This window comes from Vibrio sp. 10N.222.55.A1 (assembly GCF_041473835.1).
GTDB classification, from domain to species: Bacteria; Pseudomonadota; Gammaproteobacteria; order Enterobacterales; family Vibrionaceae; genus Vibrio; species Vibrio crassostreae_C.
Window position 1 is genome coordinate 21197 of the sequence record NZ_JBFRSX010000045.1, and the last position, 23810, is coordinate 45006.

20 protein-coding genes are annotated in these 23810 nt (G+C 45.3%); 10 read left to right on the forward strand and 10 right to left on the reverse strand.

The features are described from left to right. The first annotated feature begins 240 nt into the window (after positions 1 to 240). The gene (gene cls / locus AB4493_RS14450; protein ID WP_017070496.1) at positions 241 to 1695 is read left to right on the forward strand and encodes a cardiolipin synthase; all 1455 of its coding nucleotides are present in this window, start codon (positions 241 to 243) and stop codon (positions 1693 to 1695) included. 182 nt (positions 1696 to 1877) lie between these two features. Beyond that, positions 1878 to 3062: a cystathionine beta-lyase gene (locus AB4493_RS14455; RefSeq protein ID WP_017068061.1), complete on the forward strand. Its 1185-nt coding sequence runs from the start codon at positions 1878 to 1880 to the stop codon at positions 3060 to 3062. A gap of 244 nt (positions 3063 to 3306) precedes the next feature. Here the strand turns inward: AB4493_RS14455 and AB4493_RS14460 are convergent, their stop codons facing one another. The 7 genes from AB4493_RS14460 to pspA form a co-directional block, all read right to left on the reverse strand. Next, complete coding sequence (locus tag AB4493_RS14460) at positions 3307 to 3873, reverse strand: DNA-3-methyladenine glycosylase I (RefSeq protein WP_017068062.1); 567 nt, start codon at positions 3871 to 3873, stop codon at positions 3307 to 3309. 76 nt (positions 3874 to 3949) lie between these two features. After that, on the reverse strand, positions 3950 to 7060 hold the full coding sequence (locus AB4493_RS14465; protein ID WP_372155267.1) for an efflux RND transporter permease subunit: 3111 nt from the start codon (positions 7058 to 7060) through the stop codon (positions 3950 to 3952). Then, positions 7053 to 8138 (reverse strand): efflux RND transporter periplasmic adaptor subunit, encoded by a 1086-nt coding sequence (locus tag AB4493_RS14470; RefSeq protein WP_017060312.1) that lies wholly within the window; start codon positions 8136 to 8138, stop codon positions 7053 to 7055. The genes AB4493_RS14465 and AB4493_RS14470 overlap by 8 nt, the downstream gene beginning before the upstream one ends. Before the next feature lies 1 nt (position 8139). Next, positions 8140 to 9174 carry an efflux RND transporter periplasmic adaptor subunit gene (locus AB4493_RS14475; RefSeq protein ID WP_029236444.1) on the reverse strand — a complete coding sequence of 345 codons (1035 nt, stop codon included), beginning with the start codon at positions 9172 to 9174 and terminating at the stop codon, positions 8140 to 8142. Positions 9175 to 9332: 158 nt separating this feature from the next. Then, positions 9333 to 9719: an envelope stress response membrane protein PspC gene (gene pspC / locus AB4493_RS14480; protein WP_017065334.1), complete on the reverse strand. Its 387-nt coding sequence runs from the start codon at positions 9717 to 9719 to the stop codon at positions 9333 to 9335. Then, positions 9712 to 9945 carry an envelope stress response membrane protein PspB gene (gene pspB, locus AB4493_RS14485; RefSeq protein WP_004734605.1) on the reverse strand — a complete coding sequence of 78 codons (234 nt, stop codon included), beginning with the start codon at positions 9943 to 9945 and terminating at the stop codon, positions 9712 to 9714. The genes pspC and pspB overlap by 8 nt, the downstream gene beginning before the upstream one ends. A gap of 14 nt (positions 9946 to 9959) precedes the next feature. Then, the gene (gene pspA / locus AB4493_RS14490) at positions 9960 to 10631 is read right to left on the reverse strand and encodes a phage shock protein PspA (RefSeq protein ID WP_010440091.1); all 672 of its coding nucleotides are present in this window, start codon (positions 10629 to 10631) and stop codon (positions 9960 to 9962) included. 272 nt (positions 10632 to 10903) lie between these two features. Between pspA and pspF the strand changes: the two genes are divergently transcribed. The 7 genes from pspF to AB4493_RS14525 all read left to right on the forward strand — a co-directional run bounded on the left by pspF (position 10904) and on the right by AB4493_RS14525 (position 18083). Then, the gene (gene pspF / locus AB4493_RS14495; RefSeq protein WP_017060309.1) at positions 10904 to 11926 is read left to right on the forward strand and encodes a phage shock protein operon transcriptional activator; all 1023 of its coding nucleotides are present in this window, start codon (positions 10904 to 10906) and stop codon (positions 11924 to 11926) included. A gap of 102 nt (positions 11927 to 12028) precedes the next feature. Next, positions 12029 to 13651 (forward strand): ABC transporter substrate-binding protein SapA, encoded by a 1623-nt coding sequence (sapA, locus tag AB4493_RS14500; protein WP_017065332.1) that lies wholly within the window; start codon positions 12029 to 12031, stop codon positions 13649 to 13651. Then, a complete protein-coding gene (locus AB4493_RS14505) occupies positions 13651 to 14613 on the forward strand; it encodes an ABC transporter permease subunit (protein WP_017060307.1) in 963 nt (320 codons plus the stop codon). The genes sapA and AB4493_RS14505 overlap by 1 nt, the downstream gene beginning before the upstream one ends. Continuing rightward, a complete protein-coding gene (sapC, locus tag AB4493_RS14510) occupies positions 14600 to 15487 on the forward strand; it encodes a putrescine export ABC transporter permease SapC (RefSeq protein WP_017065331.1) in 888 nt (295 codons plus the stop codon). The genes AB4493_RS14505 and sapC overlap by 14 nt, the downstream gene beginning before the upstream one ends. After that, positions 15487 to 16488: an oligopeptide/dipeptide ABC transporter ATP-binding protein gene (locus AB4493_RS14515; RefSeq protein WP_017060305.1), complete on the forward strand. Its 1002-nt coding sequence runs from the start codon at positions 15487 to 15489 to the stop codon at positions 16486 to 16488. Before sapC ends, AB4493_RS14515 begins: the two co-directional genes overlap by 1 nt. Further along, positions 16485 to 17267 carry an ATP-binding cassette domain-containing protein gene (locus tag AB4493_RS14520; protein WP_017060304.1) on the forward strand — a complete coding sequence of 261 codons (783 nt, stop codon included), beginning with the start codon at positions 16485 to 16487 and terminating at the stop codon, positions 17265 to 17267. The genes AB4493_RS14515 and AB4493_RS14520 overlap by 4 nt, the downstream gene beginning before the upstream one ends. Positions 17268 to 17303: 36 nt before the next feature. Further along, a complete protein-coding gene (locus tag AB4493_RS14525) occupies positions 17304 to 18083 on the forward strand; it encodes a DUF2927 domain-containing protein (protein ID WP_029235328.1) in 780 nt (259 codons plus the stop codon). A 98-nt stretch (positions 18084 to 18181) separates the two neighbouring features. Here AB4493_RS14525 and AB4493_RS14530 read toward each other — a convergent pair whose 3' ends face one another. Continuing rightward, the gene (locus AB4493_RS14530) at positions 18182 to 18571 is read right to left on the reverse strand and encodes a DUF2750 domain-containing protein (RefSeq protein ID WP_004734596.1); all 390 of its coding nucleotides are present in this window, start codon (positions 18569 to 18571) and stop codon (positions 18182 to 18184) included. A 149-nt stretch (positions 18572 to 18720) separates the two neighbouring features. Continuing rightward, on the reverse strand, positions 18721 to 19626 hold the full coding sequence (locus AB4493_RS14535; protein ID WP_017065328.1) for a manganese-dependent inorganic pyrophosphatase: 906 nt from the start codon (positions 19624 to 19626) through the stop codon (positions 18721 to 18723). 201 nt (positions 19627 to 19827) lie between these two features. On the opposite strand from AB4493_RS14535, the gene AB4493_RS14540 reads away from it, so the two are divergent. Next, on the forward strand, positions 19828 to 21042 hold the full coding sequence (locus AB4493_RS14540; protein WP_102332940.1) for a putative manganese transporter: 1215 nt from the start codon (positions 19828 to 19830) through the stop codon (positions 21040 to 21042). Between the two features lie 294 nt (positions 21043 to 21336). Here AB4493_RS14540 and torA read toward each other — a convergent pair whose 3' ends face one another. Then, positions 21337 to 23799, reverse strand: coding sequence for a trimethylamine-N-oxide reductase TorA (torA, locus tag AB4493_RS14545; RefSeq protein ID WP_017067667.1), 2463 nt, complete (start codon positions 23797 to 23799; stop codon positions 21337 to 21339). Between the last annotated feature and the right edge of the window lie 11 nt (positions 23800 to 23810).

The window sequence follows — 23810 nt, forward strand, 5'->3', positions numbered from 1 at the left end:
ACCAGTTTAAGAATAAAATTGGAAGCCCGAACCGTACAAATTTCGTTACCAATGTAAATTTTTATGGTTAAATGCCGCCTTTTCATACAAAACAATCGTTTTCGTCTTAAGTTAACCAAAACTTAACAACTATTACCTATTTACAGCTTTTGCTCTATTTTGTAAATAGTTGATTCCTTAAATTCCCATATCCGCAAAATAGCATTACTATCTAAGTGTCTCTTTTTTCGAGTATTCAATGTGGAAAAGTTCTACCATTTTTTAACTTTAGCTTCTGTCGCTTTGTACTGGGTACTGGTTGCCGGTGTGACCTTCCGTGTTGTACTAAAACGGCGCTCTGTCAGCGTTTCTCTCGCGTGGTTGATGGTTATCTACATTATCCCAATTGTAGGTGTCGCTTGTTACTTCCTTTTTGGAGAGCTAAACCTAGGCAGAAAAAGGGCTGAACGCGCTCATCGTATGTTTACCCCTTTCGGCGACTGGTTCCGTCAATTGAATGATTGCCAACTTCACCAACCAGGGAAAGTCGGCTCCCCTATCCATAAGATTGACGAGCTTTGTAACAATCGAATGGGCATCCCTGCGCTCAGTGGAAACACTCTATCGCTGCAATCTTCACCAAACGAGATCCTACACGCAATTATCGAAGATATAGAAAATGCACAAACCAGTATCAAGATGGTTTTCTATATTTGGCATCCAGGTGGCCTGACCGATTCGGTTGCCTCTGCGCTGATTCGCGCTGCAAAACGTGGCGTAGATGTTAAAGTTTTGCTCGATTCAGCAGGTAGCCCACGCTTTTTCAAAAGCCATTGGCTCGCAATGATGAAAGACTCGGGTGTACAGGTTGTACAAGCATTGGAGGTGAGCCCTTGGCGTATATTCTTAAGACGCCTCGATTTAAGGCAGCACCGCAAGATTATCGTGATTGATGAAACCATCGCCTATACGGGTTCAATGAACATGGTTGACCCGGCTCACTTCAAACAAAACTCAGGCGTTGGTCAATGGATTGATGTCATGGTCCGTGTAACAGGTCCAACTGTTAACGTGCTCTCTGCAATCCATGGTTGGGATTGGGAAGTTGAGACTGGTGAACGCATTCTCCCTGATATACCTGAATGCCCAGTTGAAGAAATCATGACACATCATCCGGTTCAAGTAGTGCCGTCTGGCCCTGGCATGCCGGAATATTTGATCTTACAAGTACTGACCATCGCCATCAATCAAGCGAATCATTCTGTACGTATTACTACACCTTATTTTGTGCCAAGTGCTGACTTACTCGAAACACTTAAGATGACAGCTCAACGCGGCGTAACTGTAGAACTGATCATTCCACACAATAACGATTCACTAATGGTTAAATGGGCTTCTCGTGCGTTTTATACCGAGTTGCTTGAAGCTGGCGTGAAGATCTATGAATTTTACGGTGGCCTTCTTCATACCAAATCGGTAGTGATCGATGAAGAGTTTTGCTTGATCGGAACCGTCAATATCGACATGCGCAGTTTGTGGCTCAACTTTGAAGTGACTCTGGCTGTGGATGATGTGCATTTCACGCAAAAACTGTCTGAGCTGCAGAAATCTTATATCGCTTCATCCCACTCTGTAGAGTTAGAACAGTGGGAGCAAAGAAACCTTAGTAATCGCTTCTTTGAGAGGCTGTTCTACTTGTTCAACCCACTCCTATAATTCCAGCAATGAGTCGATTATGGCTCGTTGTTTCCCCATCGATCATTTTTAACCTTTCACTGTTAACTGAGTGAAAGGTTAAAAATCGTAAGAAAAGCGCAAAAATCCCCGCTCCGCTCTTGCTTTGAACACTCTTGGCATGTTTTAAATAGGACATAACCGATTGATAAGGAATTCACAGCATGTCCGAGAACAAAACCACTAAACTTATCACTGCCGGTCGTGATAAGAAGTGGACCAATGGTGTTGTTAACCCACCAGTACAACGCGCTTCAACTGTCGTATTTAACTCAGTAGAAGAGAAGCGTAAAGCTACGATTAACCGCGCTAACAAGACCCTTTTTTACGGACGTCGTGGAACCAACACTCATTTTGCCTTCCAAGATGCGATGGTTGAAGTAGAAGGCGGCGCGGGTTGTGCACTGTACCCGTGTGGTACGGCCGCCATTTCTAATGCCATTCTCTCTTTTGTAGAAACAGGTGATCATATTTTAATGGTTGACACCTGCTACGAACCTACTCGTGATTTCTGTGACACCATCATGAAAAAGATGGGGGTAGAGACAACTTACTACGAGCCAACGATTGGTGAAGGTATCCAAGACCTTATCAAGCCAAACACTAAGGTGCTGTTTACTGAGTCTCCAGGCTCTGTCACCATGGAAGTGCAGGATATTCCAACACTAGCTCGTATCGCTCATGAACATGACATCATCGTTATGCTAGACAATACTTGGGCGGCTGGCGTGAACTTCTCACCGTTTGATTTTGGTGTTGATATCTCGATTCAAGCAGCGACCAAATACATCGTGGGTCACTCTGATGTGATGCTAGGTACGGCAGTCGCCAATGAGAAATGCTGGGATCAACTAAGAGAGCAAAGTTACTTGATGGGGCAATGTGTCTCACCTGATGATGCTTATTTAGGGCTTCGCGGCATTCGTACTCTTGATGTGCGTCTACGCCAACACGCAGAAAGCAGCTTGAAGGTCGCAAAATGGTTAGAGACTCGTCCTGAAGTTAACCACGTTCGTCACCCTGCTCTTGAGTCTTGCCCAGGCCATGAATTCTTCAAACGAGATTTTACTGGCGGTAATGGCTTGTTCTCTTTTGTACTAAACAACTCTAATATCAAAGCGACGACAGCGTTACTTGATGGAATGACACATTTTAGTATGGGTTACTCTTGGGGTGGATTTGAAAGTTTGATTCTAGCTAACGAACCAAGCAATTTTGACAGCTTGAGAACTGTTGCCAATCCTAATTTCGAAGGTACCTTGATACGTGTTCATATTGGGTTAGAAGATGTTGATGACCTGATTGCTGATCTAGAGGCGGGATTAGAACGTTATAGCGCTCTGATTTAATCTGAGACGATAGGTCTAATATGCAAAAAAGGCAGGATATTCCTGCCTTTTTCTGTTTAAAGCATAACTCAAAATACTCATATTCAGATACTTCAGCTCATAATACAAACCGCTCATAGTCCAGAAGCTTTCAAAGCCAATATTGAACCTTAAAGCACATCCACTTAAAGATCTCAGAGCGATGAAAAAATGGCTATGAATTTTTCAATTTCTAAGTGATTGTTCCGCTGAAATAAATAACACTTTATTTGTGTGGGCAACCGACTAAATGATCATTGACCATACCTGTTGCTTGCATAAATGCGTAACAGATTGTTTCCCCTACAAACTTAAAGCCTCTCTTCTTCAAAAACTTACTCATCGCTTTAGATTGCTCGGTAGAAGCGGGAACTTGAGACATCTCGGTCCATTGATTCACGATCACCTCATTATCAACAAATTGCCATAAGGCATTAGAAAGAGAGCCGAACTCTTTCTGTAATTCAAGCGTTGCTCGTGCATTGTTGTATACCGAAGCAATCTTACCCTTGTGCTTAACCACATCGAAGTTTTCAATGATGTGCGGCACGTTGTCTTCATTCAACTCAGCTAGCTTGTTTAGATCGTAATCATCGAACGCGGCACGATAGCCTTCACGCTTTTTAAGGATCGTAATCCAACTCAGACCGGCTTGAGCACCTTCTAAAGTAATGAACTCAAACAGAACTTGGTCATCATAAACAGGCACGCCCCACTCTGCATCGTGGTACTCCCTTTCAAGCTCATGTTTAAGCGCCCATGCACACGTTCTATCCACTGTATTAGCTTCCATTTCGATGGTCTCTTTTAGTAATCGTACATAAAAATAATGCCCCAATTAGGGGCATTATTTCAAAGGTCAGTTGACGTTAAGCCACTTCAATTTTATGGAACAAACGATACAGCACAGGCACTACGATTAGCGTGAGTACAGTCGCAAAGCCTAAACCAAACATGATGGTTACTGCCATTGGCTTGAAGAAGATATCCGGTAGTAGAGGGATCATACCTAGAATGGTGGTAATCGCCGCCATACATACCGGGCGAACACGACTCAGAGCCGCATCAACAACCGCTACATACGGATCTTTACCAGATTTCATCTCAATCTCAATTTGATCAAGTAGTACGATACCGTTCTTCAGAAGCATCCCAGATAGACTCAAGAAGCCCAACAGCGCCATAAAGCCGAATGGTGTATTCAAGGCTAGCAAGCCTGTCGTCACCCCTATCAACGCCAATGGAACCGTTAACCAAACGATCAGAGGCTCTTTCACCGAGTTAAACAAGAACACAGTGATTAAGAACATGAACAAGTAACCCAGAGGCATGGTTGTGAACAGTGACGCCTGTGCATCTGCTGACGACTCATATTCACCCCCCCATTCCAATGAGTAACCCGGAGGCATCTCAATCGCTTCAATCTGTGGTTGTAAGCGTTTCTGTAGAGTTGAGGCCGTCTCTTCACCCAATAGATCAGGATCCGCCATTACCGTTAGCATACGCTTACGGTTCTTACGGATGATCAGTGGATCTTCCCATTCTAGCTCGTAACCTAACGTTACTTGTTGAAGTGGGATGTACTCACTTAATGCTGGGCTCCAGATCTTCATGCCTTCGATGTTACGAATATCGACACGCTCGTCTTCAGGCAAACGAGCCACAATCGGCATTAACGTTGTACCATCACGATACACACCAATCGACTTACCAGAGAAAGACATTGCTAGGAAATCATCAACGTCAGATTTAGTAATACCATAACGACGCGCTTGGCTTTCATTGAACTGAGGCTCTAATACCTTAGTTCTTTCACGCCAATCGTGACGAACGTTAAATGCGCCTTCATCAGCACGCATGATGTCCATCACTTGTGCAGCGATTGAACGTAAAACCGTTGGATCAGAACCCACAATTCGCGCTTCAATTTTCGCACCGCCACCAGGACCTAATTCGATCTGTTTAAGCTTGTAGTCAATCTCTGGGAACTGACCATTTACATGTTCACGGAAGCGTTTCATTAGCCCTTCAAGTACTTCATAACTTTTCACACGAACCGTTATCTCGCCGTAAGCGCTATAACTTTTCTCTGGCGCATAAGTCAGCATGAAACGTTGCAGGCCTTTACCCGCGGTTGTCGTGATATGTTCAACGTCGTCCTGCTCAGCTAGCCAACTCTCAAGCACTTTAAGCTTGGTATTGGTCGCTCGAATATCGGTACCTTCTGGCATCCACACATCCACTTGGAACATAGGTGTGGTTGAAGACGGGAAGAAGGCTTGCTTAACGAAACCAAAACCGTACACACTCGCGCCTAAACCAATAATCAGAACAAACATGGTTAACCAAGCACGCTTCATACAGAACTCAAGGAAGTTTTTGTAGATAACAAAAACCATCCCGTTGTATGGGTCCTTACCTTCGTTATCTGGATCGACCTTCTGACCTTTAAAGAACATGTCGGCAAAGAACGGCGTGAGCGAGATGGCAGTAAACCAACTCAGCATCAAGGAGATCAGTAGCACCGTGAACAAGGTGCCACAGTATTCGCCTGTTGAGTCTTCAGATAAACCAATTGGAGCAAACGCAGTCACCGCAATAACCGTCGCACCAAGCAGCGGCCATTTGGTTTGGGTTACGATATCGGTGGCGGCCTGCATCCGGGTTCGCCCCTTCTGCGTGCCGATCAATATCCCTTCCACCACCACAATGGCATTATCCACCAGCATCCCCAAGGCGATAACCAACGCGCCCAGTGAAATACGTTGTAGGTCGATCTTGAAGTACTGCATGAAAATGAATGTACCGAATACGGTCAATAGCAGTATCAAACCAATCAATAGGCCCGATCTTAGTCCCATGAAGAACAGTAACACCACGATTACGATCGCAACCGCCTGCCCTAAACTCACCACAAATCCGCTTACCGACTTGTCTACCTCTTTAGGTTGGTTATAAACCTCGGAGATGTCGATGCCGACGGGTTGTTGATACTTTAGCTCGGCCAATCTTCGATCAAACGCTTCACCAACCGCTACTACGTTCACGCCTTGCGCAAAAGAGACACCAAGGTTAAGTGCGAGCTTGCCGTTATAGCCAATGATGTTACTTGGCACTTCAACATAACCACGAGTTACATTCGCCACATCTTTTAAATAGATGAGACCTTGAGCACCACCTTCTGTCAGAATTAAATCGCCAAGCTGCTCAACATTCTGGAACTCACCCGTTGGATGAATTCGAATGTATTCGTCGCCAATTCTTACCGCACCCGCACTTGATACAATATTTTGAGTCGATAAAAGATTAAATACCGTGCTTGGAGACAGACCTAAGGAGCTTATCCGCTTCATCGATATCTCAATGAATACTTGCTCTTGTTGTTGACCAGAAACAGAGACCTTACTGACCCCATCAACCAACTCCAGCTCTCGCCTTAGATAATCAATGTAATCCAGCAGCTCTTTGTAGCTATAACCATCACCCGTCACCGCAAGCAAGATCCCGTAAACGTCACCGAAGTCATCAATGACTTGAGGATCATTGACCCCAGGTGGCAGTTCAACCTTAAGATCATTCACTTTTCGGCGAAGTTCATCCCAAATTTGCGGAAGATCGTCCGGACCATAGTTATTCTTCATCGTTACCGTTACCTGAGACAGGCCACGGCTTGAAATAGAGTTCACTTCGTCGACATAGGTAAGCTGTTGAATCGCTTTCTCTAGTGGGTAGGTAACTTCTTCTTCCACCTGCTGAGGCGTTGCCCCCGGGTATGAAGTCACGACCATTGCATCTTTGATGGTAAAGGCAGGATCTTCTAAACGCCCCAAACCGAAGAATGCTGAAACACCACCAATAAGAAAGATCAGAGATAGCATCCAGCTAATGACTTTGTTACGTATAAAGTAAGAAGCAACACCTGTGATCTGATCATCACCCTGTTGATCGTCATTTTGGGGCTTGTTATTTACTTCACTCATTGTTCGTCTCCTGAGACAATACTTCCACTGTCATCCCATCTCGCAATCGCGATACGCCTGCAACAACGACATGCTGCCCCATTTCCAATCCTTTCACTACCTGCAATGTTTCCTGGTTTGCTTTTCCTAACACGACTTGTTGTTTCGAGACTGTCTTGTCGTCGTTAAGAACCCACACATAAGAGTTTTTACGATCCAGTTCATCACCGTCTGCATTGAATACCGCTTCGATCGGAATAAGTACACCAGCTTTTAGCTCCAAACCGATATCCCGCCCGTTTGAAGTCACATCAACGGCCATACCATCAAGAATCAAATCGTCTTCTGGCATCGGCAAAGCTAATGTAACCGTGAAGGTACCCGTACTTGGATCGGGTTCAGTGGTGAACTCTTTAATACCTGCGGTGTATTCATTACCGCTTGGCACTCTCACCACAGCTTCCACGTTCGAGAGGAGCGTTTCATTGGGTTGATTCACATAAATTTGGTCAGGGAGCTGAATCACAACTTCGACATCCTCAACACTGTGAATGTTCACAATCTGTTGGCCTACCTGAATATTTTCATATTGGTCGACACTGACTCGAGAAATAATCCCATCAACAGGCGCACGAAGCATAGTGAACGATAAGCGCAGTTTCGCCAGTTCCAACTCGGCATAAGCAATCTGGCGTTGAGCGGCAATTTCATCGAATTGCGACTTAGCCAATAAGCCTTTCTTCACTAGCGGACTCGAACGTCGGTATTGACTATTGATTACCGTGTAACGAGCTTGAGCATTGTCCACATCCAATTGATAATCGGTAGGGTCAAGCTCGGCAATGATGTCCCCTTTGGCAACTCGTTCACCTTCCTTCACATCTAGCTTGAAGATTTCACCCGCAACTCGGAAACTGAGGTGAGCCTTCTCAGCAGCGTTTGCTACCGCAGGGAAATAGAGTTTGTCGCTAAAATCGATGACTGAAATCTCGATAGCTTTAACCAAGGGCGTGTTATTCACTTCTACAGCTTGCTTATCTTCACAAGCCGTCAGTAAGGCTAAACACGACAGGCCAGCAGCCACTTTAAGTGTTTTCATGTTATAGCCCCCTTTCCTTGATCCACTCTCGAACTTTAATGCCCGACTCAAGACCATTGACGCCAGAAGTCACAATGCGATCGCCATCGTTCAATCCAGAGACGATATGGCGTTTTTCATCGATGACAATGGCAACATTTTCAACAATGCCGTCGCTATTCACACGCCATACAGAGACATCATCCCCATCGGTCATCATTGCTGACGTTGGTATTTTGGTGGCCGCCGCTAACGATGAAACGAGATTTACCGAGCCAGACATACCGGGCAAAATACCCACATCGGTTGGTCTTTCCATTACCATGGTGACTTTGTACGAACCTGTTTTCGGGTCAGCTTCGGTATCCACTTCTTGGAAGGTTAAAACGTAAGAGTTTTCAGGAAACGCATCAAAAACCATGGTTGCATCCATCTCGAACCCTGATGAAAAGCGCGTAATAAGTTGGTCGGGTAATAAGAAGACGACTTTAAGAATTTGATTGGTTTGAATATTCATCACGCCTTGTTTAGCCGCAATGTATTCATGGTTTTCAGCAGGAATGATGGAAATGGTTCCGTCATACGGCGCAACCAAAGTGGTGTAGCGAAGATTCGCGTTAGCTTGATTAAGCACCGCGCGAGCTGAATTGTGGTTCGCTTTCGCTTGGTCGAAATCTTGCTCTGATACCACACGATCTTTACGAAGTTTGATCGCACGTTGATATTGAACATCGGCTAGCTGAAAATTCGCTTTTGCTTGCTTCTCGAGTAGTTGATATTCATCGGGATTTAACTTAGCAAGCTCGTCGCCTTTAGACACGTGCTGCCCAGCGGTCACATCGATGCTCTGCAATAACCCAGGAACACGGAATGCGAGTACCGCTCTGTCACCAGCTTCTGTGGTAGCAGGGAAATTACGCTCAAAGGCATTATTACCGACGGAGACAGTGAAGAGTTTGGCGGGTCTGGACTCAGGTTCAGGCACGGGAGGAAGCTCCTTACCACACCCAGACAACCCAGCTAAGGCAGTCAATAGGACAAGGGAGGCTCTATACATTGGTGATCATCCATATCTATAAATATTTTTATAACATAGATTAATCACATGTAACTTACCAGTCAGCGTAAGATTTATTTAGAGAAAATTATTAAAAAAAATAACGGCTTGGAATAAATTTTCCTAAACCGTTATCTAATCCTTTTTAGGTTTTACCACTACATGTTCTTAAATTCACGATTCACTTTAAACGTATCTGAGGTGACATAAGCTTCCATGTTGCGGACACTGGTCTCTAACTTCTGGAAATCACCCTCTAAAGTGTTCAATAGCGACTCTGCAGTTTGCCCTTTTTCCCAAGGCTTTTGCTTCAGCGTATGCTCTTGTTTCGCCTTCATTTGGTCGACATACTGAGGTGGTTGTTTTTCAAGCATAAATGTCAAAGCTAAATACGCTAATAACACCAGAAAACTACCACCAAGCAGTGCTGCTGAGATAACTAAGATGCGAACCAACCACACTTCAAGGCCAAAATAGTTCGCTAACCCTGCACACACACCAGACAATTTGCCGTTAATCGTGTCGCGATACAGTTCTCTACTCATAGTTTCGTCTCCAGTTAGGCGACTCCGCATCCAGTATTTTTTCTAGCGTTTTCACTCGGTCTTGCATGGATTCGGCTTGCGCAGAAAGCTTATGCAGACGTTGAAGATCCGTTTCAGAAAGACCATTGCTGGATTTCTTCTTGCTGCGGTAATGTAAGAATAACCATAGCGGTGCCACGAAGATTAAAAAGACAATCAGTGGACCTGCAATTAGAAATGTTGACATAGACAACTCCTAGATTATTTATCGCGGTTTTCAACTTGTTGCTTCAGTTTCGCTAGCTCTTTTTCGATTTCATCTTGAGCTTGTAGCTCGGCAAACTCTTGGTCTAAAGATTTTGCGTTGCCAGTCTTAGCGTAAACGTCCGCTTCAGCTTCTAATTCATCCACTTTACGCGAGAATTGCTCAAACTTCGCCATTGCTTCGTTGGTTTTGCTTGAGTGCAGGTGTTTTTGAACATCACGACGGTTGCTTGCCGCATTGTTACGAATCATTAATGCTTGTTGCTTTGCACGAGTTTCTGCGATCTTTGTTTCAAGTTTACCAATTTCACTCGTCAATTTTTCGATGGTTTCATGAACCAAGGTTTGTTCGGTGTGAAGGCTCTTGATGATGTCTTCCAGTTTTTGCTTTTCGATTAGCGCCGCTCTCGCCAAATCTTCGCGTTGTTTGGTCAGGGCAAGTGTCGCTTTATTTTGCCAATCTAGAATCTGTGTTTCGATAGCTTCTACTTTACGCGCTAGCTCTTTCTTGTCAGCAATTGCTTTTGCTGAGTTGGTACGAACTTCAACTAAGGTGTCTTCCATTTCTTGGATAATAAGACGAATCATCTTTTCTGGATCTTCAGCCTTATCTAATAGTGCACTGATGTTTGAATTTACAATGTCTGCAAAGCGAGAAAAAATACCCATGAGGAACTCCTTAATTACAATGATGGCAAATGCGTTTCAAATCGTTGTGCGACTTTATCAATCCACTTGCTCAAAAATTTACGTTTGTTGTTAAACCTACCATAAATAATCCAAGTAGCGTGCCAACTTTTAAGCCATTTATTATCAGTTACTTACAATAAATGGTGATTAACTCGAACCATGCTATGATGAATTTAGCCAAGTATTGGTATTTTTCACCACTATGGCTCTTACATGACCTCTCCAGCGATTAATTCATACAAGGACCCGCTATGCAGCAGAACCTCATTGGTGAATCACCTAGCTTTCTCTCTGTGTTAGATAAAGTTTCCCAACTCGCACCAATAGAAAGACCCATTCTGATCATTGGCGAACGTGGCACAGGTAAAGAGTTGATCGCACAAAGACTGCATTACCTTTCAAGACGTTGGGATCAACCTTTGATCTCATTGAACTGCTCAACCTTAAGTGAAGGTTTGATTGATTCAGAACTGTTTGGTCATGAATCGGGATCCTTTACGGGTTCGAAAGGGCGTCATCAAGGTCGTTTTGAAAGAGCAGAAGGCGGAACGCTGTTTCTGGATGAGCTGGCGACCACTCCCCTTGCGGTTCAAGAGAAACTACTGCGCGTTATTGAATACGGGCAATATGAACGTGTCGGTGGGCAAAAGGCGCTAAGTGCCAATGTCAGACTGGTGTGTGCAACCAATGCCGACTTACCAGACATGGCATTAAAGGGCGAATTCCGAGCAGACCTATTAGATAGACTGGCGTTTGACGTCATTACTATCCCTCCTTTGCGTGAGCGAAAAGAAGACATCATGCTACTGGCAGAATATTACGCCATTAAGATGTGTCGTGAATTGGAATTGGAGTTGTTTGTTGGCTTTGCCCCCTCTGCCGTTGAATCGCTTTTGGATTATTCTTGGCCAGGGAATGTACGAGAACTCAAAAACGTCATTGAGCGAGCTATCTATCAGCACGGAAAAGATCCATATCCTATTGAATATTTGGTGTTTAACCCATTTAAACCCGCATGGAAAACAGAGCAAGATTCCTCTCCGGAAACTGGCAATGAGCCGTCTAACAGCCATACTTCATCAGAGAGCTTGTTTTCTTTGCCGCTTGATTACAAAGCATGGCAAGAACAACAAGACATCAAGCTACTCAACCAAGCCCTCAAACAGAGCAAATATAACCAGAAACAAGCCGCAGAATTACTTGGGTTAACCTACAACCAATTACGTGGAATGGTGAGGAAGTACGCGATTGTCGGACAAGCTAACGATAAATAGCTGTCCACGCTTGATTATTATTTGGAGCCGAATAAATAAAATGTTAAATTGTCCGGATCTTGAGGCTCCTCTAACGCCTCGTTTCGAAAAGTATTTCTTTTTATGAAAGCACTAATAAGACTATCACTGAGCATCTGCACGTTGAGCTTTCTCGCTGGATGTGGTGAGAGTGTGAATCACGAGCAAATCCGTGAAAAAGGCTTCATTTATTGCGGCCAAGGTAATCCTAGTACCTTCAATCCACAGCTAGTTGATAGTGGCATTACCGCAGAATCGCTGAGTCCTCAAATCTTCGATACACTGCTCACTCTTGATCCGATGACGTACCGACCAAAACAGAACTTAGCGACAAGTTGGTCTGTTGATAAATCAGGTACAGAATACACGTTCAAACTGCGCCCAAATGTTGCGTTCCAAACCACAGACTGGTTCACCCCAACTCGTAGCATGAATGCACAAGATGTGGTGTTTAGCTTTGAACGTGTCATTGATAGTTCAAACCCATTTCATTATGTGGGTGGCGGCCTATACCCATGGTTTGCCGGAATCGACTTCAAAAACCTGATTGTCGATATCACCGCAGTTGATGACCTAACGGTGAAATTCCAATTAAGTCGCCCAGACAATTCGTTTCTCAATAACATCGCCACCAGCTATGCAGTCATTCACTCTAAGGAGTATGCCAATCAGCTCATTGCAGCGGATGAGAAAAATCGAATCGATTCCAATCCAGTCGGCACTGGCCCTTTCTACTTAGATGAATACCAAATCAACGACCTAGTGCGCTTGAAAAAGAACAAGCACTACTGGAAAGGTGAAGTACAAATGGACCAAGTTGTGTTCGATACTTCGCAACGTGGAACAGGCACACTTGCCAAGCTTCTGCGTAGTGAGTGTGACGTGCTCAACTCACCAATTTCTAGCCAAATCCCTATTATTCAGGCTCATGAAGAGTTGAAGATTTCTGCTACTCCGGCGGTTAATGTCTCTTTCATCGCGCTGAATACTGAGCACCCTGCACTGCGTGACTCTCGAGTTCGTAAAGCGCTCAACTTAGCCATCAATCGTCAGAACATTCTTGATTCTGTGTATTACGGTACAGGAACCAAAGCCTACACCTTGCTTCCTCCGACTTCTTGGGCTCACCAAAAAGACAGCGTTCAAGTTCGCTACGACCGAAACTATGCGGTTGCGCTTCTCAAAGAAGCTGGCGTTGAACCTGGGTTAGAGCTTTCAATGTGGGTACCACTAGAGCCACGCGCATACAATCCAAGTCCAAGAAAAACGGCAGAACTTATCCAAGCAAACTTAGCCGATATTGGTATTGAATTGAAACTCTATACCGACGACCGATTTGACCGCACACAGTTGTCCTCTATTTCCTCAACAGACTTGTTGCTTACAGGCTGGATAGGCAATACCGGTGACCCGGACAACTTCTTACGTCCGCTGCTCTCATGCAGCTCTGAGCGTGCAGGGTTAAACGTCTCGATGTGGTGTAATTCAGACTTTGATTTCCTTCTCGACTTAGCATTAGAGATCAATCAACAAAGGCACCGTGTGAACTTGTACCGACAAGCCCAAAACATTCTCAATGAAGAAGTTCCTGTGATTCCTTTAGCTCATGGCGTGCAATTTCGCGTGCACGATCGTTCGCTAACAGGCTTTAAAGCAAGTCCTTTCAATGCCCAACCTTTTGATCAAGTCAGAAGAGAGGTGCAGTAATGTTTTGGTATACATTAAGACGTGTAAACTTATTCGTTATTACGCTAGGAATTCTGACCTTGGTAGGTTTTTCCCTGCTTCGATTAGACCAAACCTCACCTTGGGCAATTCAAGATTTTTGGCCCGGTTGGATTAGCTATATCACTGAATTATCGACGCTAAACTTTGGCCTAAGCAAACACGGTGTGCCTATCATCGATGAGTTGGTCCTGGTGTTCCCTGCAACGCTAGAGCTGTGCTTCTTTGCCTTTGTGTTGGCACTCATCATCGGTATCCCTTTCGGCACCATTGCTGGTATGAGACAAGGTAAATTTGTTGATACCACCATATCGTTCACCTCAATGGCCGGTTACTCTGCGCCTATATTTTGGGTCGCGTTGCTGATGATCATGGTGTTTTCACTGCACTTTGAAATGTTCCCAGTTGGTGGCCGATACGACCTACTTTACGAGATTGAACACGTGACTGGATTCGCGATGATTGACGCCTTTTTTGCCGAGGGTCGCTACCGTGCGCACGCACTACAAAGTGTTATCGAGCACATGGCGTTGCCTTGTCTTGTTTTAGCACTGGCGCCAACGACTCAGGTCATCCGATTGATGAGAGCGTCAGTGGCTGAAGTAATGACGCAAAACTACATCCGCGCTGCGCGAATTAAAGGTCTTTCAACTAGAGAGATCATCACGCAGCACGTGCTAAGAAACGCGATACCTCCGATTATTCCTAAGGTCGGTGTTCAGCTATCGAGTATGTTAACGCTTGCTATTGTTACCGAGTCTATCTTTAACTGGCCGGGCATTGGCCGCTGGTTATTGGATGCCTTATCGAATCAAGATTACGTTTCAATTCAAGCTGGTGTAATTGTGGTGGCTACCTTAGTTTTGACCGCTAATATTCTGTCCGATCTACTGGGCGCGATGATCAATCCACTGGTAAGGAAGGAATGGTATGCTAACAAATAACGTCTACCAAGAAGAACAGATTCCAACCCAGTTCGAACGTTTCTGGCGCAGCTTCCGCAGCAATAATCTAGCTATGTTTGGCTTGTGGTGTTTGGTGCTTATCATTCTGGTCACCGTCACTTCACCGTGGCTAGCCCCGCATGATGCACAAGAACAAACCGGTCACCTATTAACGCCGCCCTCTTGGGATCCTGCGGGAACGGTAGAATACTTTTTGGGTACGGATGACTTAGGCAGAGATATTCTCTCTCGCCTAATAATTGGCTCTCAGTTAACCTTCGGCGCCGCGGTGGTGATTACCTTTATCGCAGCCGTCATTGGTTGTCTGATTGGCGTACTTGCTGGTATGACGCGCGGTTTACTATCAAGCACGCTAAACCACCTGCTTGATACTGTTATGTCGATTCCATCTCTTCTGCTGGCGATTATCTTCGTGGCATTCCTTGGCTTTGGGGAGTTTAATATCTTGCTCGCCTTGTGCTTGGCACTGATCCCGCGCTTTATACGCTCGGTGTACATTGCCGTGCATGCTGAAGTAGAAAAAGACTATATTCTGGCTTCTCGCCTTGATGGTGCGAACGATTTTTACCTGCTATGGAACTCAATCCTTCCGAACATCCTTACCGTGATCGCTCTTGAAGTTACGCTGGCACTGTCAGTCGCAATTCTTGATATCACGGCTTTAGGTTTCCTAGGGCTTGGCGCTCAAGCACCGAGTACCGAATGGGGCTCCATCTTGGGTGATTCGGTCGAGTTGATTTACCTTGCGCCATGGACAGTTACCCTACCCGGCTTAGCTATTATGTTTACAGTTATCGTGATTAACCTCGTCGGTGAAGGTGTTCGCCAAGCGCTAAATGCAGGAATCGAATAATGCCGTTACTTGATATTCGACATCTAACCATCGAGATTGAGACCCCTCAAGGGATGGTTAAAGCCGTAGATCGAATGAGTATTACCCTCAATGAAGGGGAAATTCGTGGCTTAGTAGGTGAATCAGGCTCAGGTAAGAGTTTGGTTGCAAAAGCGATCGTCGGAGTATGTAAAGAAAACTGGAAGGTTTCTGCAGACCGAATGCGCTTAGGTAATATCGACCTACTGCAACTGACGCCGAAAGAAAGACGCCGAGTGATCGCCCGCGATATCGCAATGATCTTCCAAGAGCCATCAACGTGTCTTGACCCTTCTGAAAAAGTAGGTAACCAGCTCGTTGAAGCGATCCCTTCCCATTCGTTTGAAGGTCGTTGGTGGCAACGATTTAAGTGGCGTAAGAAGCAAGCGATCGCATTACTACACAAAGTCGGCATCAAAGACCACTCTCGCCTAATGGACAGTTACTCTTATGAGCTGACAGATGGTGAGTGTCAAAAAGTCATGATCGCAATGGCGATCGCTGCCAAGCCAAAAGTCTTGATTGCTGACGAGCCAACCAACGATTTAGACCCAATTACACAGTCTCAAATATTGCGTCTTTTGAGTCGTATGAACCAGATCAATAACACCACCATCGTGTTGATCGGCCATGACTTAACCACCATTACCCAATGGGCGACTCGCATTACCGTGATGTACTGTGGTCAATCGGTAGAATCCGCTGATACACCGAAGCTGTTGGATGCACCAAAGCACCCGTACACCGTTGCTTTGTTAAAAGCGATGCCAGACTTTAACGACTGGATTCCCCACAAGGAGAAGCTCCAGTCTTTGCCGGGGTCAATTCCACCGCTGCAACATCTTCCTATTGGTTGTCGATTAGGGCCTCGCTGCCCATACGCACAAAGGCAGTGTGTCGAGATCCCGCATACGAAACGTATCAAGAACCATAAGTTCAACTGTCACTTCCCTCTGAATATGGAGAAGAAAAAGAAATCATGAGTGCATTATTAGAAGTCAGTGATTTGTCTAAAGACTTTACGACTCGCTCTGGTCTTTTCCGTAAAAAGATTCATCAGGCGGTGAAGCCAGTTAGCTTTTCTCTTGAAGCAGGCCAGACAATTGGTTTTATCGGCCAGAATGGTTCTGGCAAATCAACATTAGCCAGAATGCTCGCAGGCATGGTGGAGCCAACCGCAGGCGAGATCCGCGTGAATGGCGAAAAGCTAGAGCACAAAGACTACTCGACTCGTTGTAAGCTGATTCGAATGATCTTCCAAGATCCGAATACGTCACTTAACCCACGCATTCAGATCGGTCGAATTCTTGAAGGTCCATTAAAGCGAAACACCAACATGCCTCCAGAAGCTCGTATGCGTCGTGTGAAAGACACACTACTGCGCGTAGGCCTTCTACCGGAACATGCGTATTTCTACCCTCAGATGCTTGCTGCAGGCCAGAAACAAAGGGTTTGTTTGGCTCGTGCCTTAATACTTCAGCCATCCATCATTGTTGCTGATGAAGCTTTAAATGGTTTGGACATGGCAATGCGCTCGCAAATCATCAATCTGTTCTTAGAGTTACAAGAAGAGATGGGCGTATCGTTCGTTTATGTATCTCAACACCTCGGTATTGTTAAGCACATTACCGACAAGATTATTGTCATGCATGAAGGCAATGTGGTTGAGAGTGGGGAAACAGATCAAGTGCTAACCAATCCAACTCACCAAATCACCCAAAGATTGGTTGAGAGCCATTTCTCCAAAGCGCCGAACCACTAACCTGGAATCACGCTACATTTAGCAGAGGGGAAAAGTATGTATCGAACAGCTTCAATGCTTCCCCTCTTGTTGGTGCTGTTGTCCTTTAACGCGACAAGCACACCGCTCACATGGCTAGATAGAAGCTTCGTCGAAACTGCCTTTTATAACGTCGCGCTTCAACACGAATACTCCCAAGGCAACAAACCGCTCGCCAAGTGGAAACAACCGATCAAGATTTGGATCGATCATCGAGTGGGCGATGAGGAACTGCATCAAGAGATCACAGAGCTTCATATCAAACACTTATCTGAAGTCACCCAACATCCAATAACAATCGTCAGTAAAGAGTCCGAAGCGAACGTTAAATGGATATACACAAGGCAGAGCCAGTGGGTATCTGAGGCGAAATCGGTGCTCAAGCTCAAATCAACTCAACATTTAAATAGCGCCATCTGCACGGCGGGCTATAGAACCAATTCTAAAGGCGAGATTGTATACGCTGGGATTGTAATCCCGGTTGATCAGGCAAGATCGCGAGGTAAGCTGGTCGCCTGTATCGTGGAAGAGATCACACAAGTTCTAGGCCTGCCGAATGATTCAGATAAAGCCTACCCTTCTATTTTCAACGACCACACGCCAGAAGACTTATTATCGCCGTTAGACGTAGTGCTACTGCAATTGCTGTATGAACCAGAATTGAAAGCTGGAATGACAAAATCTGAAGTAAAACCTATCGTTCGAAAGATACTCAAGAGATACAGCAAAACAGGTGTGCTTCAGCAAGCTTCTAAAGCCGCACAGCAAGCGCCTTTGTATCAATTGATTGGGTATTGACGAATATACGTTGGAAGTAACTTAGATGGGATAATTGAATGATAGCGCTGCCTAAGAAAGGCAACGCTGACTTACGATGTTACTGTATTACGAAAGAACTAGCGCTTAGCTGCCTGCTTTTTCAATTCGAAGTCGAACTCATCCGGGAACAAGATAACGCCTTCTTCTTGCTCGTTCGGGAATACTACAACAGCAAGTTCGTCGTCTTCTAGACCGTTCGTCCAGCGACTGTGCCATTTGTTCAACGAAATAGACTCAGCTTTACACTCAGACCAATCACCCGTTGCCCATGATTCTGCGAACTCTTGGTTTGGCCATACTGGAACACAATCTTCATCTTCTGTGTTCAGCATTACACAACCGTGTTCATCGGTTAAGATCCATACTTCACGGTTTGCTACGATTTCTTTCACACAGTATTTCAGGCGTTGCTCGCCCGTATACTTGTTGATTTCAGCGATTTTTTTATCGTCTAGCTGTGTAGTCATCTTAATTTCCTACTTTAGTCAGTAACTTTGCTCTTAAAGCTATTTTATGCCGAGTGTTGTTAACTTCAAACATTATCGATGAAGAAGAAAGTCTACTTCAAAGAAAAACGCCTGCTAAATAAGCAGGCGTTTAATATTAAGCGACTTGATTAAACAAGCTCACCTTGTAGCCAAGGCCAGCCTTGCTTCTTACGGCTTAGTGTATTTTCCATCATTAATACGCCGCCTTTCTCGTGCTTAACCAATTTCTCAGCCCACTCACCTTTGTATAGAAGACGAGTTTGAGCAGTAGTGATATCTGTTAGCATTACCGCAGCGAACGCTAGACCGTCTTTCTCACAACGCTCTTCAAGATCAGCTTCTAGCGCTTCGATCATGCCGTCTACTTGCTCAAGAGTCGCAAGTTCAACTTGACCAACAACAACATCACGACCGTTGAATGGGTAGCCTTTAAGGTCTTTTTCTACTAGCTGTGCAGCAGATAGGCCTTCGATGTTTGTTTTTGCGATTAGAAGCGCTTTGATGAATGCATCAACGTCAGTTACGCCAGCAATTTCAGCAAGCTCAGCAACCGCGTCTTTGTCTTTTTGAGTACATGTTGGAGAAGCGAAACCAACTGTGTCTGAAAGAATTGCAGACATCATTAGTTTAGCGATTTGTTGAGAGATTGCGTGACCTTCAATCTTGAACATGTTGAAAAGTACAGTGTTTGTACAACCAACAGGCCAGATCCAAGCTTCCATTGGGTTTACTGTCATCACGTCGCCTAGACGGTGGTGATCAACAATACCTACGATCTCTGCATCAGCAACATCATCTGGTGCTTGTGCTAGATCTGAGTAGTCTACTAGCCAGATTTTCTCACCAGCAACAGAAGTACGAAGCTCTGGCTTTTCAGCACCAGCGACTTCTAGAATGTGTTGAGTTTCGCGGTTGATCTCGCCTTGGCGAATTGGTGTCGCTTCCTCGCCACGAGCCTTAAGAAGCTCAGTTGCAACTAACGCACTACAAATACTGTCACTATCAGGGTTTTTGTGACCAACAACTAAAATCATGTTTCTTCCTATTACACTAACAATTATGACTCTACCTTTAGAGCCTCTCTTTATTAGCCATACTTTACCTCATTTTTTTAGATTGGTCATGTTTCGTGGGTTTAGCCAATAGTAACAATAGATAAAAAAACAACAAATGCAATTGATAATTATTATCATTCGTATATATTTATCTTAAGCCACTAATTTTGAGTAACACCTATGGATCGACTAATCTCTTTTTTGCCAAGCAGTAGTGCTGCGAAAACAACTCAGTTTTCACTGTCATTTAAGCGCCTGCTTTTGCCTGTCTCACTTGCAGCTTTGGTTGCAGCCCCAGCTACACGAGAGCTGACGGTGACTACTTTGTCAGACGCGTTTTGGGCAGTGTCTTGTTATGTTGCTTTAACCTTGGCTATTTACCACTGGTTAAGTCTGTACATAAACAAAGATAACGTCTTCAATAAGCTCGTCCATCAATCTCGTTCAAACCAAGTGGTATTCGCGGCTCTCATGGGCGCGTTGCCCGGCTGTGGCGGTGCGATAGTGGTAACCACACAATTTATCTCGGGAAAACTCGGATTCGGCGCAGTTGTTGCGGTGCTCGTCTCAACCATGGGTGACGCGGCGTTCCTGCTCATAGCGAGCGAGCCTAAGACAGGTTTAGCCATGATGGCGATGGGCGTGATCGTGGGTACTGCGTCAGGCCGAATCATTAACTTGTTTCACGCAGACGACTTCTTACGCCCAAAAAAAGCAGAGAAAAATGAAGTGGTGAGCAGCTGTGCTTCTCAATCTCAAGACAAAGAATCGGTCTCTAAAAAAGCGATAAACCTGCAAGGTTACCTGTGGTCTGTACTGATTATTCCGGGTGCTGCCGTTGCCCTACTTGGCTCTTTTCAAGTCGATGTGAACGAGCTGCTCGCTTTGCCTGAAATGTCGATGGAATGGGCGGGGACAGTTTTGCTGATCAGCTCGATGTTTCTGTGGGGGCTAACCCGTGAAATTGAGGATTACAAATCAGCCGTGAGTGAGGACGAAAAGTGTATAGGCTCTCACCCATTGCAAAAGACCGCTCAAGATACAAACTTTGTCACCGCTTGGGTGGTGGTTGCCTTTCTTTTCTTTGAATTTGGCTCTGTGATAGCAAATGTTGATTTTGCGACGCTATTCTCAAGCTGGGGCATCATGCTCCCCCTGGCTGGCGTGTTGATGGGTTTGCTACCGGGCTGTGGACCGCAATTATTGGTCACTAGCTTATACCTTTCAGGCGCCCTGCCACTTTCGGCTCAGGTAGGTAACGCAATTTCAAATGATGGAGATGCGCTATTCCCTGCGATTGCGATGGCTCCCAAAGCGGCACTGGTCGCGACCTTATACTCTAGTGTGCCCGCACTAATCTGTGCTTATAGCTACTGGTTTATATTTGAGATCTAACTTGAGTAGAGTTAACTCCATAGGCTTCTGTAAGGTCGGTACTTTGTATCGGCCTTTTTGTTTCCGCCTGCTTAAGTCTTTCCACAGGTTCTTTTTACATTCCCTTCCTGCTTCACTGCTTCTACCACCTCTCTCAAACAGCGCGTTACAGCCTGTCTCAAAAACGCCCTCTATTAGCCCTGTATAATGCTTATTTAGAAACACCAACACTGATATCAAAAATACAAAAAGCCCCTGTAAGAGTGCTTACAGGGGCTTTAATTCAAGCTTTAATCTTGGTTCTTAAGACAAGACTTAAGAAACTTCGATTGGACCACCGAATGAAGTTACTGGAGGCAGTTTGCCTTGGAACTTCTCGAAATCAACCAAACATGTGTTTGCTGACGTTGCTTGAGCAAGTTCAGACGTACCGATATCTTGAGTCAGTGTGTTTGGATCGCCGTATGTATCTAGCGCGCCCACTTTCTCGTTGATCGGACCGTACCAAGCACCTTCTTCGATACGAACAACACCAGGAGCGTAGCTATCCATTAGAACAGCACCTGCTAGTAGTTGACCACGGTCGTTAAACACACGTACTACATCGCCATCTTTGATGCCTTTCTTCTTAGCATCTACTGGGTTGATGTAGATTGGCTCACGGCCTTGTACCGCGTAAGTCGCACGCCACTCTTCAGATTCACACATCTGAGAGTGAAGACGCTTGTCTGGGTGACAAGATTGTAGCCAGTACGGGTGCTTGTCAGAGCCTGGACCACCGTGTGAACGTTCAGATTTCTCGAACCACATTGGGTGTTCTTGACAGTGCTCGTAACCCATGTTGCCAACAGTACGGCTTGTGATTTCGATGAAACCAGAAGGCGTGCCTAGTGCGTTGATCTCTGGATCTTCACGGAATGAAGCGTGACGAGTCCATGGCTTACCTTTGCCGAAGTCTAGGAAACCTTTCTCCCAGAACTCAGCAAACTCAGGCATTTCGAAGCTACCTTCGTTTGATGCGCGACATTCGTCGTACAGAGATTTAACCCACTGCATTTCGTCCATACCACGCGTGTAATCGTCGTAACGACCCCAACGCTTAGTTAGGCTAGACATGATCTCGAAGTCAGTCTTAGACTGGAACAGAGGATCCACTAGCTTGTGCATTGCGATCAAACCACGGCCAGAGTACGCGCCGTAACCATCGATATCGTTACGTTCCCACTGAGTACAAGCTGGAAGAACAATATCAGAGTGACGACAAGTTGCAGTCCAAGCGAAATCAACAGCCACTACAGTTTGTAGGCTCTTGAATGCTTTACGCATCTTGTTGCGATCTTGGTGGTGGTGCCACGGGTTGTTACCACTGAATACCATCATCTTGATGTCAGGCAGTGTCACTGTTGCGCCGTTTGCTTTGATCTTCTTACCTGGCTCTAACAGGCTATCTACCCAACGAGCAACAGGGATTACGCGGCTGTAACCGTTGTAATCAGTGTTAGTGTGCTTAGGCGATTGACCTTTGTCGATGTTCAGCGGGAATGAACCCGGAGCAGCGAAGCCAGTTGAAGATACACCGATACCAGAGTAGTGGTGACCGTAAGAGATACCACCGCCCGGAAGACCAATTTGGCCAACCATTGCTGCGATAACTGCACACATCCAGTAAGGCTGTTCACCGTGCTCTTGACGTTGGATACTCCAACCAACAAGAATCTGTGTACGACCGTTAACCAGCATCTTAGCGAAGTCACGAATAGAGTCCGCGCTTGCGCCACAGATAGCAGAAGCCCATTCTGGCGTCTTCTCAACTCTGTCTTTCGTTTCACCTTGAACGTACTTGATGAAATCTTCAAAACCTAGACAGTAAGTTTCGATGAACTTCTTGTCGTATAGGCCTTCGTTGTAAAGAACGTGAGCAACACCAAGCATGAACGCCACATCAGTTTGTGGGTTGATGTACATTTGCTCGTTTTCTAGGTAACGACCTGTTTTGTTTTTAACAGGGTCAACAGAAACAACGTTGATCTCTTTCTTAGCAACTTTTTCTTTCAGCTGTTCTAGGTATGCGAACGACTCGTGAGTCTCACATGTCCAACCTACTTGAAGGTTTTTAACTGGATCGTTACCCCAAAGAACAATGTTGTCACTGTTTTCTAGGATAAGTTCCCAAGATGTACCTTGTGCGTAAACTTCAGTAGAACCTAGCACGTAAGGCATGATCGTTTGACCAGCACCTGTTGAGTAGTCACCGATTTTCTTCACAGAGTAACCGTGAAGTGCCATTGCACGTTGCATGTGGTTAGTACAGCTGTGGAACTGACCTGTTTGTCTCCAACCAGTTTGACCGGTGTGAAGCGCCCATGGACCGTAATCTTTCTGTACGCGCTCTAGCTCGCGGTAAACAAGGTCTAGTGCCTCATCCCAAGTCACACGAATAAAGCGGTTGTTACCACGCGTGTCTGCGCTGTACTTATGCTTCTTCAACCAATCTAGGCGAACCATTGGGTAACGCACACGTGATGGGCTGTAGATAATACCTTTAATACCTTTCAGCATCTCTGTTGGGTGCTGATCGATTTCTAGAGGTTTAATTTCTTGTACTTTACCCGCGTAAACGCGAGCTCGGAATGCACCCCAGTGAGAACCAGAGACTTTCCACGCGCCGTCTGTTTCTGCAGCAGATGCTGAAGCCGACGCCAATAAGCTTGGACCGATAACCGATGCCGCACTTGTCGTCGCGACACCTTTCAGAAAACTTCTTCTTGTAATTGCCATTGTGTTACTCC